16 protein-coding genes are annotated in these 14,693 nt (G+C 58.0%); 10 read left to right on the forward strand and 6 right to left on the reverse strand.

Features of this window, described 5'->3' with window-relative positions:
- Positions 1-5 precede the first annotated feature (5 nt).
- Positions 6-695, reverse strand: a complete 690-nt coding sequence (gene rpe / locus C8N30_RS11165) for a ribulose-phosphate 3-epimerase (RefSeq protein ID WP_025061058.1) — start codon at positions 693-695, stop codon at positions 6-8.
- Positions 696-843: 148 nt separating this feature from the next.
- Between rpe and C8N30_RS11170 the strand changes: the two genes are divergently transcribed.
- From C8N30_RS11170 to C8N30_RS11205, 8 genes are all read left to right on the forward strand, one after another.
- Positions 844-1,866 (forward strand): ABC transporter substrate-binding protein, encoded by a 1,023-nt coding sequence (locus tag C8N30_RS11170; RefSeq protein ID WP_025061059.1) that lies wholly within the window; start codon positions 844-846, stop codon positions 1,864-1,866.
- A 67-nt stretch (positions 1,867-1,933) separates the two neighbouring features.
- Positions 1,934-2,695, forward strand: a complete 762-nt coding sequence (locus C8N30_RS11175) for an ABC transporter ATP-binding protein (RefSeq protein ID WP_025061060.1) — start codon at positions 1,934-1,936, stop codon at positions 2,693-2,695.
- A complete protein-coding gene (locus C8N30_RS11180; RefSeq protein WP_025061061.1) occupies positions 2,688-3,473 on the forward strand; it encodes an ABC transporter permease in 786 nt (261 codons plus the stop codon). The genes C8N30_RS11175 and C8N30_RS11180 overlap by 8 nt, the downstream gene beginning before the upstream one ends.
- 56 nt (positions 3,474-3,529) lie before the next feature.
- Entirely contained in the window at positions 3,530-3,742 is a 213-nt protein-coding gene (locus C8N30_RS11185; protein WP_025061062.1) for a hypervirulence associated TUDOR domain-containing protein, read from the forward strand.
- Positions 3,739-4,698, forward strand: coding sequence for a DNA topoisomerase IB (locus C8N30_RS11190; RefSeq protein ID WP_025061063.1), 960 nt, complete (start codon positions 3,739-3,741; stop codon positions 4,696-4,698). The genes C8N30_RS11185 and C8N30_RS11190 overlap by 4 nt, the downstream gene beginning before the upstream one ends.
- A 117-nt stretch (positions 4,699-4,815) precedes the next feature.
- Positions 4,816-6,018, forward strand: coding sequence for an aminotransferase-like domain-containing protein (locus C8N30_RS11195; protein ID WP_025061064.1), 1,203 nt, complete (start codon positions 4,816-4,818; stop codon positions 6,016-6,018).
- Positions 6,019-6,068: 50 nt separating this feature from the next.
- Positions 6,069-6,716, forward strand: a complete 648-nt coding sequence (locus C8N30_RS11200) for a DUF1007 family protein (protein WP_025061065.1) — start codon at positions 6,069-6,071, stop codon at positions 6,714-6,716.
- Complete coding sequence (locus C8N30_RS11205; RefSeq protein WP_025061066.1) at positions 6,701-7,633, forward strand: nickel/cobalt transporter; 933 nt, start codon at positions 6,701-6,703, stop codon at positions 7,631-7,633. The genes C8N30_RS11200 and C8N30_RS11205 overlap by 16 nt, the downstream gene beginning before the upstream one ends.
- Positions 7,634-7,668: 35 nt before the next feature.
- Here C8N30_RS11205 and C8N30_RS11210 read toward each other — a convergent pair whose 3' ends face one another.
- The 4 genes from C8N30_RS11210 to C8N30_RS11225 form a co-directional block, all read right to left on the reverse strand.
- Complete coding sequence (locus C8N30_RS11210; protein ID WP_025061067.1) at positions 7,669-8,019, reverse strand: hypothetical protein; 351 nt, start codon at positions 8,017-8,019, stop codon at positions 7,669-7,671.
- A gap of 443 nt (positions 8,020-8,462) precedes the next feature.
- Positions 8,463-8,774: an antibiotic biosynthesis monooxygenase family protein gene (locus tag C8N30_RS11215; RefSeq protein WP_025061068.1), complete on the reverse strand. Its 312-nt coding sequence runs from the start codon at positions 8,772-8,774 to the stop codon at positions 8,463-8,465.
- Positions 8,775-8,898: 124 nt separating this feature from the next.
- Positions 8,899-9,933, reverse strand: coding sequence for a Fe(3+) ABC transporter substrate-binding protein (locus C8N30_RS11220; RefSeq protein ID WP_025061069.1), 1,035 nt, complete (start codon positions 9,931-9,933; stop codon positions 8,899-8,901).
- Between the two features lie 107 nt (positions 9,934-10,040).
- Positions 10,041-11,564: a citrate lyase subunit alpha gene (locus C8N30_RS11225; protein ID WP_025061070.1), complete on the reverse strand. Its 1,524-nt coding sequence runs from the start codon at positions 11,562-11,564 to the stop codon at positions 10,041-10,043.
- Positions 11,565-11,628: 64 nt separating this feature from the next.
- Here C8N30_RS11225 and C8N30_RS11230 point away from each other — a divergent pair, with 64 nt between their 5' ends.
- Both C8N30_RS11230 and C8N30_RS11235 read left to right on the forward strand, forming a co-directional pair.
- Positions 11,629-12,738: an AAA family ATPase gene (locus C8N30_RS11230; protein ID WP_025061071.1), complete on the forward strand. Its 1,110-nt coding sequence runs from the start codon at positions 11,629-11,631 to the stop codon at positions 12,736-12,738.
- A complete protein-coding gene (locus C8N30_RS11235) occupies positions 12,735-13,976 on the forward strand; it encodes a vWA domain-containing protein (protein ID WP_025061072.1) in 1,242 nt (413 codons plus the stop codon). Before C8N30_RS11230 ends, C8N30_RS11235 begins: the two co-directional genes overlap by 4 nt.
- On the opposite strand, the gene C8N30_RS11240 is transcribed toward C8N30_RS11235, so the two are convergent.
- Positions 13,968-14,639 (reverse strand): hypothetical protein, encoded by a 672-nt coding sequence (locus tag C8N30_RS11240; protein ID WP_025061073.1) that lies wholly within the window; start codon positions 14,637-14,639, stop codon positions 13,968-13,970. The genes C8N30_RS11235 and C8N30_RS11240 overlap by 9 nt on opposite strands.
- Positions 14,640-14,693 lie beyond the last annotated feature (54 nt).

Consider the following 14,693-nt stretch of genomic DNA (forward strand, 5'->3'; position numbering starts at 1 on the left):
TTCGCTTAGACGTAAACGCCGGCCACGGCCTCGCGGATTGCGCGGATGTTTGTGCCGTAAGGCGCCGGGTCGCTCACGGAGCCGCCCCTGAACACGGCCGATCCTGCCACTAGCACGTCGGCTCCTGCCGCTGCTACAATCGGCGCGGTTACGGGGTCGACACCACCGTCGATCTCGATGTGAATGGGGCGGTCCCCGATCATCTCGCGTAGGGTTTTTACCTTGGCACTCATGTCGATAAACTTCTGGCCACCAAAGCCGGGGTTCACTGTCATCACGCAAACCAGATCAGCAAGGTCCAGCAGATCAGCAACCGCCGATGCAGGTGTGCCGGGGTTTAGGGCTACGCCCGCTTTGGCCCCGCTGGCGCGGATTGCTTGCAGCGTTCGGTGGATGTGAGGACCTGCCTCGACGTGAGCTGTGATAAAATCTGCACCGGCTCGTGCAAAATCCTCGATATATGCATCCACTGGAGAGATCATCAGATGGACATCCATCACGCCCTTGATGTGAGGGCGGATCGCGGCACAGGTTGCTGCACCGAAGCTGATGTTGGGAACGAAATGCCCGTCCATGACATCAACATGGATCCAATCGGCGCCCTGCGCCTCGACGGCGGCACATTCTGCGCCGAAATTGGCAAAATCCGCCGCAAGGATGGATGGTGCAATGAGGAGGGGGCGATGGGCGGTCATGGGCAGCAGCCTTTTTTGAAACGGGTTTGTATCGCTGATAGCGCTTGCTGAAGGGCAGGGCAATCGGGGTGGCGGAGGGATGCTCTGCTTGACACCCTTTAAACTGCGGGGGCAAGTTGGAACCAGATAAAAATAGGGAGGGAATATCATGGAAATTTTGACAAGGCGCCAGACATTGGCAGGCATGGCGGCGTCCGCTGCAGCACTGGGTCTGGGTGCACCGGCGATTGCGCAGGGACGAAAAATCACATTGGGCGCGCTGAGTTTCACCAGCCACGCGGGTACATTTGTAGGGGTCGAGCGCGAATATTTCAAACAGGCCGGTCTTGATGTCGAGATCAAATTCTTTCAGGCCGCACAACCGATGGCAGTGGCGATTGCTTCGGGCGATGTAGATTATGCGGTTACGGCGATTTCTGGCGGACTTGTGTCGCTGGCCGACAAGGGCGCGATCAAGGTGATCGGTGGAGCCCTACAAGAAGAAGCGGGCATTGACGGTCAGAAATTCCTCGTCTCGGATGCGGCGTTTCAGGCGGGGATCACGGCGCCATCCATGCTCGACGGTAAATCATACGGGATCAGCACTGCGGGATCTTCGTTCCATTACATGGGGGCAAAGATGGCCGAGGCCGAGGGCATCACCCTCCAGTACAAACCGCTGCAGAAGGTCGGCGCTATTATTGGTGCTTTGAAATCCGGCCAGATTGATGCGTGGTCGATTGTTCCGCACATTGCAAAGCCGCTGGCGGGATCGGGTGCGGTGCATATTGTCGGGGATGTCGTAACGTACCTTCCTGATTATCAGGTCACAACCGTGTTTACCTCGGCCAAGAACGCGAGCGAAGAAAAGCAGATGACCACAGATTACCTTGCCGCCTATTCCAAGGGTGTATCTGATTACAACGCGGCAATGATCGCACGCGATGGCGGCGACGAAGGCGAGAACGCAATGGTCGATCTGCTGCACAAATATGTCTACACCGACCAGCCGCGGGAAAAAGCGGCTCCCTCGATCATCAACGGCACCATGCGGCTGAACGAGGGTGCTGCGATGAATGTGGCGTCAGTCCGCGACCAGTTGGAGTGGTTCCAATCCGAGGATCTGGTCGGTAAGGATATCAAGCTTGATGCGTTGATCGACACATCCTTCGTCGAGACAGTCGGCGCGTAAGCGTGTCGACGTATGAAGATGGTCGGGCCGCAGGGTCCGGCCTTTTTAATTTTTGGACGGGGCGGGAATGGATCTGAAACTGGAAGCGGTTACGCACCGCTATGACAAAACGGTCGTGCTGCGCAATGTTTCTCTGGACGTGCCGTCAGGGCGTATCACCTGTATTGTCGGTCCGTCCGGCTGCGGTAAATCTACGCTCTTGCGTCTGTTGGGCGGATTGGAGCAACCAAGCGAAGGTGCCGTGCGGCAGCTGGGCACCCCGCCCGCAGGATGCCTTAACGCGCTCACGTATATCTTTCAGGATTTTGCGCTGCTGCCATGGCGAACGGTCGCGGGCAATGTGGCGCTGGTGCTGGAGGATCATAAACTTGGCAACATCGATGCGATTATCGCAAATGTCCTTGCCCGCACGCGGCTCACGGATTTTGCAGGTGCACTGCCCAAGCAATTGTCGGGCGGCATGAAACAGCGGGTCGCGATTGCGCGGGCGCTGGCAGTAAACCCTGCGGTGATGCTCATGGACGAGCCGTTGAGCGCGCTCGACAGTCAGACCCGAGAACTACTGATGGATGATCTGGTGGCACTGTGGACGCGTACGCCTTTCACCGCTGTCTACGTAACCCATAATCTCGCCGAGGCCGTTCGGCTGGGGCACCGAATTGTGGTTCTGTCGCGCCGCCCGGGCGAAGTCCGCGAAATCGTCGAAATTGAAACTCCACTGGAGGATCGCCGCTACGGTGATGCGGCGCTTGAGGCGCAGCAACAACACCTTTGGGGCTTGATGCGCGATGAGGCCGCCGCGGCAGATGCGGAGCTGCTTTATGTCTGATCTGGTACCCTTTCGCGGCGGTGGTTTTGCGCCAAAGCGCGTGCGCGGCCTCGGTATTGCGGTGTTTGTGCTGTTGATCGCTTTCGCGGAATGGGGCACGCAGAGCGGTTGGATCACCTCGCTGACCCTGCCCAAACCCTCCGACGTTCTTGGAACATTTGTCGAATTGTGGAACAGCGGATTGCTGTTCAAGCACCTGATCCCCTCTCTGAGCAGGCTAGCGGTGGGAGCTACTGCTGGTGCGATTGTGGGCATATCAGTGGGCGTAATGATTGGCCTCTTCGCCTATGTCCGTGCAGGTCTGGTGCCGTTGGTCGCTGCGATTTTTCCGATCCCCAAAATCGCGCTACTGCCACTTTTTGTGATTTGGTTCGGCATCGACGAAGGTAGCAAGTACGCGCTCATCGCGTTTGGTACCTTCACGCCGACGGTGGTCGCGACTTATGCTGCTGTTGATAATGTTGACCGTACACTCATCCGGATGGGACAAAGTTTCGGCCTGTCGTGGTGGTCGATAGTGCGCAAGATCGTGCTGCCGGGGGCGATGCCGGGCATCCTGTCGGGCCTGCGTATTTCGCTCACCATTGCGATTATTTTACTGGTTGCTGCTGAAATGTTGGGCGCGCAATACGGCGTCGGTGCCTATATCCTCGAGGCTGGAAGCCTTTATGATCTGGAGCGGCTGTTTGCCGGAGTTGTGATCTTGTCGGTACTGGGCGTTGTTGTCTCAGGTGTCATCGGGATGCTGGAGCGCAGGGTGCTGCGCTGGCGTGTCTGACTGGAACAAACCGGCCCGCTGTTTGTTTTGCCAATGATAAATTGAAGGAATGGATCATGGCAATTTCGGAAGGTGATAAGGTCGAGTGGGACTGGGGCAATGGTACAGCCACCGGCAAAGTTCAAAACAGCTTTGACGAAAAGACGACGCGCACGATCAAAGGAAGTGAAGTTACACGCAACGGCACGAAGGCTGATCCAGCACTATACATCAAGCAAGAGGACGGTGATGCCGTCCTCAAACTAGCGTCAGAAGTGCGCAAGGCATGACGGCTGAGCTGGTCTATTACTCCGATGACAAGCCGGGAATTCGGCGTATCCGGCGTGGTCGGGGGTTCAGCTACACATCCCCGGATGGCACATCGATTTCTGACACGTCGGAGCGCAAAAGGCTTGAGGCATTGGCGGTCCCTCCCGCCTACGAGGATGTCTGGATGTGCCCGCTGCACAACGGGCATCTGCAGGCAACAGGGCGTGATGCCCGTGCGCGCAAACAATACCGATACCATGAGGAATGGTCAGAGGCGCAGGCCAAAACCAAGTTCGAAGGTCTGGTTAATTTTGCCAACAGCCTGCCACGACTGCGTGCTCAGGTAAGTCGTGATTTAAAAGAGGATGCAGGCGCACGGGAATTTGCCCTTGCCTGTGCAGTGACGTTGATCGATCGAACATCTCTGCGCGTGGGCAACCCCGAATACACAACCCAGAACGGTAGCCACGGGGCGCTGACTTTGCGCCACAAGCACATCTCTCTCGAAGAGGGCGGCATCCGCTTGCGGTACACCGCAAAGGGCGGCAAGAAAGTGCGTAAGCTTGTCAAGGACAAGACGTTGTGCCGCGCACTCAACAAGATTGACGACTTGCCCGGTGCGCAAATTCTGTCATGGCTTGACGCTGATGAAGAAGTGCATGCGCTGACGTCTCAGGCCCTCAACTGCTACATCGCTTCATCCGCAGGCGGTGAAGGCTTCACAGCAAAGACATTCCGTACATGGGCCGGCAGTGTTGCGGCGTTCGAGGTGGCGGAAAAAGGTGGTGCCACGATCAAGGAAATCGCGCAAGCTGCAGCAGATCGTTTGTCGAATACACCCACTGTCGCGCGCAACAGTTATATCCACCCCGAGATTATTGCCTTGGCAGGTGTCGATGATCCCAAACAGTTCGACGCGGGCAGGTCGGGGCTACGCGCTGCTGAAAACAGGCTCTTGGGCTTTTTGGAACGGTAGAGATTATCATGATTGGCGCTTATCGATAGGACCGTTCCGGACGTATAGGACATAAATATTGACCTATATCGCGAATCCATATTCAGTTGCCCGACGCATAGGTTCTGGGAGAAACTGATGGACTGGCAGCAGATATTCGCAACACGCAACAACCGCATGAAAGCCAGCGAAATTCGCGAACTTCTCAAGCTTTTGGACCAGCCGGATATCATTTCGTTTGCAGGCGGGATACCGGACCCCGATCTATTTCCCGCACAGGCTTTTCAGGAGGCATTTTCGGACGCGCTTACCCCGCAAAATCAGGCCACAGCCTTGCAATACTCCGTTTCCGAAGGGTACGGGCCGCTACGCGACTGGATCGTAGAGGAAATGGCTCGCCTCGGTGTCCCATGCACTCGCGACAACATCCTGATCACTTCAGGCTCGCAACAGGCACTTGATTATCTGGGGAAACTGTTTTTGAGCCCGGGCGATACCGCCCTTGTCGGATGGCCCACTTATTTGGGCGCGCTGGGCGCATTCAACGCCTACGAACCGCGTTATGACCGCCTCGACCCTGAAACAAACCGCTCTGCCGCTGATTACGCCAAAGAAGCCGGCGAAGGGCGTGTGAAATTTGCGTATATGTCTGTGGACTTTGCGAATCCTACCGGTAAGACACTGGATCACGCGATGCGCGAGCGGGTGATTGATCTGGCCGATGCGCTGGACATCGCGGTGATCGAGGATGCCGCATATCAATCGCTGCGCTATGAAGGTGAGGCGCTTGCGCCGGTGCTGGCCCGCGAGATCGAGCGGAAAGGCGACATCAATGCATGCCGGACGATCTATTGTGGGAGCTTTTCCAAAACGCTGGCGCCCGGCCTTCGGGTCGGCTGGGTGTGTGGCGCTCAGCAGGTGATCAGCCAGCTTGTCTTGCTCAAGCAAGCTGCTGATTTGCACAGTTCGACCATCAACCAGATGGCGATTGCCACTGTGGCCCGTGCCCAGTTCGACAGTCATGTGACCAAGATTAAGGCCGCCTATAGCGCGCGCCGTGACCGGATGCTGGCCGCCCTTGAGGCGCATATGCCTGAAGGTGTCACTTGGACCCGTCCGGAAGGCGGCATGTTTGTCTGGCTGGAATTGCCCAAGCAGATCAACAGTGCAGATCTTCTGGCGCGATCACTCGAATCCGAGCGGGTAGCGTTTGTTCCTGGCCATGCGTTTTTTGCGGACGGATCGGGTTCCAATACCCTGCGGTTGAGTTTCAGCCGCACCAACGAGGCACTGATTGATGAAGGCGTGGCGCGGCTGGGTCGGCTGATTGCTGCCGCCTGACACACTGCAGGTGATTGATCCGGCATCCGGCACCGCATAGATAGCTCAATATGAACAAATTTGCCGCCCTGTGTTTGATCCTTTGTGCCGCACCTGCGAACGCGCATCCGCACATATTCATCAATGCCGGCCTTGTCTTTGTGGTGGATGCGGATAACCGGCTGACCCATGTTCAGGTGACATGGGAATACGACGAGCTTTACTCCCTGTTAGTGACCGAGGATATGGGGATCGATGCCGATTATGACGGGGTATTAAGCGAGGCAGACACCGCACGCCTGACCGGATTTGATATGCAATGGATCGAGGGGTATAACGGGGATCTTGTGGGGACGCTCGCAGGACAGAACCTGACGTTGTCTGCCCCTACGGCCCCTACCGCAACCTTGACCGAGGGCAAGATCGTCACGACCCATTTACGCGCCGTTTCGGGCGCGCCCCAGATCAACGGCACCCTCAGCTTTCTCCCGTATGACGGGACGTATTACACCGCCTATGACGTAACTTTACCAGTGCTGGTGCAAGGCGGGAACGGCTGCGAGGTCACGGTTGATACGCCTGATATAAAAGGTGCGCTTTCCATGACAAAGGCCGAGATCGGCGCGCTGCCGGAGGATTTCGATATGGAGGCGGCGGGCTTGGGTGATATTGGCAGGCGTTTTGCAACAGACGTGAGGGTGACATGCGCCGCGCTATAACCCTTGCTCTGGCGTTGGCCTGTGCAGTTGTCGCCAGTTTATGGCTCAGCGGCGGGTTTGACCAATTGGCCGGATGGGCAGCGGGCGAGCAGCGCGATTTCCAAAACGGCATCGCACGAACATTGCGCGCCTTGCGCGGCGGAGATGCCGGCGCCTTTGCCCTGCTTATGACAAGCTGTTTTGCCTATGGCTTTTTTCACGCGATAGGGCCGGGCCATGGCAAGCTGCTGGTGGGCGGTTACGGTCTGGCGCGGGATGTTCCGGTGGTGCGTCTGTCTCTGATCGCGCTTTTGTCCAGTTTGGGGCAGGCAGTTACCGCAATCGCACTGGCCTATGCCGGACTATGGCTACTGGGCCTCACCCGTGAGCGGATGGTGGGGACAGCGGAGCAATGGCTTGCTCCGCTCAGCTATATCATGATTGCTATGATTGGCCTTTGGCTGGTCGTGCGCGGAATGATGAGGCTGCGGCGCGTACAGACGCCCCATGAACACACTGATCCTTACCCTGCCCATGACCACGCGCACCATACTCAAGCTAACTTGGAGACTTGTGGCAGTTGTGGTCACCGGCACGGTCCATCGCTGGCAGAGGCTCAGCAGGCCACAAGCTTGCGTGATGCAATTGTTCTGATTGCAGGTATTGCTGTTCGCCCCTGCACGGGTGCGCTGTTTGTACTGATCATCACTTGGCAAATGGGCATCCCTGTTTCGGGGATTGCGGGAGCATTTGCTATGGCGCTGGGCACGGCATCCGTGACTATCGCGGTTGGCATCGCTGCTTTGGGGTTTCGCGGGGCTGTTACGCGTAGCATTGCAGGGGCAAGCGCGCTCACCTGGGTCATGCCAGTCATGGAAATGGCAGCAGGCCTTGTGGTGGTTGCCCTGTCAGGCGCGCTTCTGATCCGAGTATTCTAAGCGGCGCGCAACAGTATCACTGCGCTGTGCGGGTACTATGAGGTCAGGCTGTTGCAGGTCTCGACGAATATATCGACGGCCCAAACGATCTGCCCCGGACAAATTGCGAGGTCGACGTAGGGACCATTAAAATAGGCATCAATCTGTTCTTCACATGCCTGCGAAACCAGCCCTAATTCGCAAAAGCCCGCGGCGTCGGCGTTGCGCGTAATTGGGGCAAGCAAGTCACGGGCTGCATGCAGGTTGTCATTGACCGCACTCACATCGAAGCCATCCCAAGCTGCGATGACATGCTGTGCAACCGCAGTGCTCTTTTGGGGAAGTCCTTGCAGAAATTCGATGTTTCGGTGATCTGCATGCGAAATGTTGTGGGCGGCATAACTCATGCGCGATGGCCTGTGCTACAGGCGCGCGCAGACGGGGCAATACCGGCGTGTTGATTTTTCATTTCGGGGTGCCTCCGCAAACTGGGGAACTGATTTAACAAGGGTACTCGTTACTCCTAATCATTTGAAAATGGATGGGAAAAGTGGCCTAAATTGGACAATTTTCGAGCTCTCTCAAGGTGTTTTCTGAATGTCGGGGTTTTGTGCAGCATGATCTTCAGCGCGATTTGCTGTAGGCTGTGCCACTGGGTTTTGGCGATCAACCGCCGCAACGGGATCAGTATATCTAAGGAATTACCAATCGCTCAAATGATCCTCGCCGATGAATTTGACCGTCGCAGTGTGCGGCTGTGACGGCTTTTGGATCGACAAAGCAGCTGTTCCTTTGCGCAGCTGGAGAGCGCTAAGCTGCGGCAGTCTGATCTGGAATTGCGCGGGCCAGACTATGAAATTTGCTGGATCGCGTTGAAGCCCTCGAAAGTGGGGGCGCCTTCATAAAGCTTGGTGGTGTCTTTTGCTCCTTTGTGTGCGCTGCGGAATGCCTCGCTTTTGGTCCAGCTCCGGAACGCCTCTTCGGACGCCCAGACCGTATGTGAAGCGTATATGATTTTGCCGCCTATCTCGGGACCTTTGAGCATGTGGAATTCGACAAAGCCTTCCATCTCTTTGAGGTGACTGTCGCGGCCCAACCACAGCGCCTCGAACGCAGCGGCGTTTTGACGTGTAACGGTAAACCGGTTCATTGCCAGATACATCGTTGATCTCCTTGAGGCTGGTGGATGTTAAACAAGTTATACGAACCAGCGTTACCAATGAACAGCGGCCGCGCATAAACATACGCGGCCGCAATAAAATGGCTATCACTTTGATAAAGTGAATTTACTTCCAGCCAACATCATTAAAGATTTTTTGCGCGGCAGGCAGGTTCAGAGCCACTGCGGACAAGTCCACTTTATCCGCTTTGTATGTGCCCAGTTTTGCCACGCTTTCGCTGAGCGCGACACCTTCCACGGCGGGGAATTCATCATTACCGGACGAGAAATACTGCTGCGCCTGGTCTGACGAGAGGTATTCGAGAAAGGCAACCGCGTTATCGCGGTTAGGGGCATGGGCCGCAACGCCACCACCCGACAGGTTCATATGCGCGCCCTCGGCCTCTTGTGCGGGAAAAACCCACCCAATCTGGTCGATATTCTCGCTCACGCCGGTCACATCCGTGCGCAGCGCGCGGGCAAAGTAATAGGTGTTGGCGATCGATATGTCACACTCGCCCGAGATAAGCGCTGCAAGCTGATCGGTGTCGCCACCTTGTGGATCGCGTGCGAAGTTATCAACCACGCCCTGCGCCCATGTGGTTGCAGCTTCCTCGCCATGGTTCTGGATTACCGAGGCCAGCAGCGTTTGCGAATAGACGTTCGAAGACGAGCGGTGGCACACCAGCCCTTTGTATTTCGGATCCGCGAGGGAGAGGTAATCCAGCGGTGGCTCGCTTACGTCATTTTTGTCGTAAAAGATGATCCGCGCGCGCTGGGAAAAACCGAACCACTGGTTATCGTTATCTTGCAGGTTGGTGGGGATCCGCTCTTCCAGGATGTCACTGTCCACAGATTGCAGCACGCCCGCGTCCTTGGCCCGTTGCAGGCGCGATGTATCGACGGTCAGCAGGATGTCGGCAGGGGAGTTTGCACCTTCGGCCTGCATACGGGCGATCAATTCATCCGCGTTGCCTTCGATCCGGTTGATGGTGATGCCTGTTGCCTCGGTGAAGTCGCTATAAAGGCGCTCGTCTGTGTCGTAATGGCGCGAGGAATAGAGATTTACCTCTCCTTGCGATTGCGCAAATGCTGCACAGGAACCAACCGCAAGGGCAGCAGCGGCAAGGAAAAGCGGAGATGTGCGAGTGAGGACAGTCATGGTGACTCCTTTAGTTTTTAAGTCTTACTGTTTTACTCAATTACTGATTCCGTGGTGGAATGCAAGGTACCTGATTGTTTTGGTCGGAATAAATGCGCTCATTCTTGTCAGGCCCAGTCGAGCACGCCGCCACTCCGATCCTCAATCAGAAGGCGGGGCGATAAAGCTGCAGGGATCCTTGCGCGGGAAGCTTGCAGGGCGCTTTTTTGCATCAATGCTTCGAAAGGTTTGACCGGAAGGCCCGCGTATTCCAAATCGCGTGCCAGATCGGGCCGCTTCGGATGTACCGCGATGCCATCATCGGTCACTAGAACGTCAACATGCTTACCTGACGTTGTGACGCAGCGCACATGCTCGACCAGTTTGGCAAAGCCGCCCGCGACCAGTCCGGTGGTCACAATCGTCAACTGCGCACCCTGTGCCGCGTCAGGATGCCCGCCAGGCCCGCCAATCAGCCTGCCATCACCTCCGAGGGTAACATTGATGTTGAAATGCCGGTCAACCTCGACGGCACCCAGCACCATCACAGACAGATCATTGACGATTGGGCCGGTGTGCAGGGGGTTGGCGTACTGTGACGCGCTCATCGCAAAATGGTCGGGGTTGGTTATTGAGGAAGCTACGGCCGCGCCATCAAAACATTGCACATCATGAAGACGCGCGAACAGTCCGGCCTGTTGCAGCGCCACATGTGCTCCTGTGATGCCGCCGGAGACAAAGCTGCCGCGCACACCTGCCTGCGCCATTGCTGCCCCGATCACCGGCACGGCCGCAAGGGAGAAACCTCCCGCTCCTGTTTGCAACGAAAACCCGTCGCGCAATACGCCCGCTGCGGCGATCACCTGCGCCACCAACGTCGCGATCTGTTGTGCCTGCGGTGTCTGCGCGGGCAGGGTTGTATCGCTTGCGATGCCTTCTACCGCGCCCGGGTGTGCAAAGGGCACAACCGCGTCTACGTGGGCGGCAGGAATGTCTGTGTGCGCCAAGGGAGCGCCAGTGATTTCGTGTGCACAGATCACGGTGCGGCGGGCATAGCCTGCATCGACCATGGCATAGCCAAGCGGCCCGCAAGGCAATGTCCCGCCGCGCCCCGTGCAAGCGCCATCCGCCTGCGCGATCGGCGCACCCACAAACGCTACATCAACCTTTAGCGCACCTGTGCCGAGTGCTCGCGCACGGCCGCCGTGGCTCTGCAAAAGCAAAGGGGACCGCAGCGCACCCGACAGCATCGCGTCTGTCACCGGACCTTTGGCATAGTCGGTGATAACATTGCCGATCACGCCGCTTTGGATATGTGCGCCAAGTAGGACGTGAACCGGAAAAAGCGAGCTGGGCGCGATGGTTAATCCCCGCAGTCCGCGCCGCGCCGCTTCTTCCAGCACAGCATTTATCAGGCGGTCGCCGTTACGGTAATGATGGTGAAACGACAGGACAGCACCGTCGCAGATATCGAAGGTATCGAATGCGGCCCCGAGGTCGGCCAGCCGCTTGTCGGTCTGTTCTGTCGCTGGACGTGTGGGCTGCATTGGCGATGTGGCCTGCGGCGCAGCGCCCACAGCCCCGAGCGATGTTATCACGGGCCAGTCCAGCGCGGCCATCCTCCCGCTTTGCGTCTCTGTGTCCATTTTCATCCCGCTCCCGCTCTTGCATCCCTGCCGCGCACGGCTACCCTCTTGCACAAAGGAGCTGTCGCAGATGTCTGTCAACACCACCCCCGTCTCTGCCGGCGCCGCGCTCGATGCGCTGAGGCACGGATTTGCTGCGCAAATGGCAGGGCGTCTGACTTCGTCGTGGATGCTGCACGGTCGACCCGGTATCGGCAAGACCGAGATCGTTCAACAGCTCGCGAACGAGACGGGCAGCCGCCTTTATGATTTGCGTCTCACCACGATAGAGCCGCAGGATCTGCGCGGATTGCCATTCTACGACCACACGACCAAGCGAACAGTCTGGTACCCACCGGAAGATTTGCCGCAGAGCGACGATGACGGGCCTACAATCCTTTTTCTTGATGAGTTGACAGCCGCAGCCCCCTCGCTCCAGCCAACAGTCTATGGGCTGTTGCAAGAGCGCCGCGTAGGTCAGCACGCGTTGCCCGCAAAGACCTTTATCATTGCTGCTGGCAATATGGTTGAGGATGGTGCCGTAGCCTATGAGATGGGTACCGCATTGTCGGACCGATTGATCCATCTGAGCCTGCGCGCGGAGGCAAATGACTGGCTCACCTCCTATGCCGTGCCTCATGGCCTCCATGAGGCCGTCACCGCTTTCATCCGGACCCGTCCCGATCTGCTTGATACGACCGAGGAGACTCTGAGGCTTGGCAGGATGATAGCCTGCACTCCGCGATCATGGACGCGGGCGAGTGCGATTTTGCAAGCGACTCCAGACAAGCGGTTGCGCGATCTTATGCTGGCGGGGACGCTTGGCGATGCCGCTGCGGCGGAATTTTCTTTGATCGTCGAGGACATCGCCGCCACGGTACAAGCTGGCGCTATGCTCGAGGCGCGAGGCGCTGAGCGCATTGGGATGTATCCCCGTAGTCTTCATGGTCTAACCGCGCTGGTCTATGCGCTTGTTACTCTTGCGGACGCCGAAACCCTCCCTGCGACCATCGACGTTATGGCAGGGATTGAGGGGCTCGCCGAGGCGCGTACAGAGCCTGAGTTTGCCCGCCTACCTTTGGGCGAATTAGTAACTTACGGCTTCGAGCTTTTGATTGAAAAGGCACTGGCAGAGGGTCTGCAAGAGGCATTTCGCGGCTCCGTGTCTTATGCCGCCTACCTTGCCCGCCGAGAGGAATGAGCACGGAGCGGCACAGCATCCGCGCTGCTCCTGCCCTGCGCGCACTGGCCGAAGCTGATCCGGCTATCGCGGCGCTGTCTCTGTGGTGCATCCATCGCGATGACGTGCAAACCGTAACCACAGGCGAGGTTATCACCTATGGCCCCGATTTCGGGTCGATGCCGCTGCACGAGCAGATGGGCCTGGCTGCGCATCACGTTCTGCACGTGGCTCTGCGCCACTCAGCGAGGGCGGCCACCCTGCAGGCGCGGCTGGGTAGTGATTTTGATGCTGCACTGTTCAACCTTGCTGCTGATGCGCTGATCAACGAGGCCGTGCTGGCGGGCGATCACGCGCTGCCGCGCCCTGCGGTGTTGGCAACAGCTTTGATAAAGCATGCACTGGGCCGAGAGGTGACCGCGACCGAGGTGTTGGCGGAATGGGACGCAGAACGTCTGTATTTTGCACTGGCGGGACGGGGCAGTGAGGGCGCGGGGCGTGGAAGCGAGGCGCAGGATTATGCGACAATTCAGAAATTTTACCCTGATCTGGAGCAGGAGGCAGGCATGGGCGAGGTGGCATCCACGGTGCAGGATGCAGCCCGCTGGCGTCAGCACATAACCCGCGCCATAGACGCAGGGCGCAGCGCAGGGCGCGGCATCGGCAGGATTGGTCACCACCTTGCCGATGTGGCGTCACCGCGTGTCCCGTGGGAGCAAATTCTGCGTCGTGTTTTGACGCACGCGGTGATGCAGGCAGCCCAGCCAAGCCCGCAGCGCCCCAAACGACGCTGGATTGCCGCAACTGCACAGGCGCTGCGCGCAGGCACGCCTGAACCAGGGTTCGAGGCGGGTAATCTCCCGCGCACCGACGTGCCCCGCATCGCTATTGCTATAGACGCTTCAAGCAGCATCGACGACGCGCGCCTCTCGATGTTCTGGGCAGAAGTGACGGGCATTGCGCGGCGCATGCGGGCGGAACTGCACCTGATGGTATTTGACGATCAAATCCGTCACCGCGCCCGCATAGATCCGAACGCCACCCAAATTCCGCTGCCCGAAATGCCCCGCGGGGGCGGTACCGCATTCATTCCTGTCATTACTGAAGCAAAGGCTCTGGGGGCAGCGGCGCTGGTGATCTTTACGGATCTGGAGGGGGACGCAGGCCCGCCGCCGCGTGGATTGCATGTGATCTGGGCTCTTTGTGAAGCAGGCAGCGTGTTTCCACCCTTTGGCAAGTTGATTGACCTTTCACGCTAGGGCCGCTGCAAGGCGGGCATGGGCCGAGACCCCGCGCGCATCGAAAGTTATGTCGCGGATAAACGTGCCCTGCGATTGGTTTACCCGCTGCAACAGTTTTTCGGTCAACGGTGGCTGGAATAGTGTGCGGCGGATGATCTCCTGCTCAGGCGCGCTGAGGGGCAGCACCTCGGGACCATCCTCAGATTGCACGCTGACATATGTCAGCGGGGCGATACGCCACAACTCTGACTGTTCGATCACCAGATGCAGTTCTCCGCGCTTCATCTCCCGTGAGGCGGCGATCCGGGTGAGCGCGGCACGCGACTGTACGCGCAGCAGATCAAGCGTGCGCTCTGCCTGCGCGCCGTCGATCAGATGCGCGCGGCGGGATTTCGGTACGCGCAGTAACCGCATTTCGACAAACCATATCATGAAAATCATCAGGATCGGCGCCTGCGCCATCGGCAGGGCCAGTGCATTCCAGCTCAGCCCGATAAAGATAAAAGGGGTGAGTGTCAGGATATACCGGACTGCCTGAAATTCGATCACCAGCCGCAAGAAAACGCGTAGGCCCACCGGTCCACGCGGCCAGACCGCAACACGGCCAAAGAACTTGCGCGGAAGTTGCCGGACCTTGAGGATCGCGGGGTTGTGCAGCGTTGCGTGGGTCAGGATGAACATAAAAGGAAGATAGCGCGAAGGCGAGGCGTGCAAACCTTCAAAATGACAATGCTT

The sequence above is a fragment of the Sulfitobacter guttiformis genome (assembly GCF_003610455.1).
Taxonomy (GTDB): Bacteria; Pseudomonadota; Alphaproteobacteria; order Rhodobacterales; family Rhodobacteraceae; genus Sulfitobacter; species Sulfitobacter guttiformis.